The sequence below is a fragment of the Colwellia sp. MB3u-8 genome (assembly GCF_014076985.1).
Classification (GTDB): Bacteria; Pseudomonadota; Gammaproteobacteria; order Enterobacterales; family Alteromonadaceae; genus Cognaticolwellia.
On the sequence record NZ_JACGVA010000050.1, the window covers coordinates 1 to 309 of the forward strand.

The following is a 309-nucleotide window of genomic DNA, read 5'->3' on the forward strand; positions in this document are numbered from 1 at the left end:
TCCCATTGCGGGGCTATAGCTCAGCTGGGAGAGCGCCTGCCTTGCACGCAGGAGGTCAGCAGTTCGATCCTGCTTAGCTCCACCACTTCTTCACTAAAGAGAGAGACCAAACTTAAACTATCAAAGCTGATAAGTTAAGTTTGGTTTTTTAAACCAAGTCTTCACCGAATGCGTGTGAATGACAAATTCTTTAACAATCTGGAAAGCTGATATAAATACCGGTATTTATAGGACAAACACGGTGTCGCGCTGTTGTTTGTAAATTATAAATACCAAGCTGTTATTAATAGGAATATCGCCTATTAATGA

General features: G+C 41.1%; 1 tRNA gene. It reads left to right on the forward strand.

What is annotated here, in order from left to right:
• Window positions 1-9: 9 nt before the first annotated feature.
• Window positions 10-85: transfer RNA gene (locus H4J54_RS19760), tRNA-Ala, on the forward strand.
• Window positions 86-309: the final 224 nt, after the last annotated feature.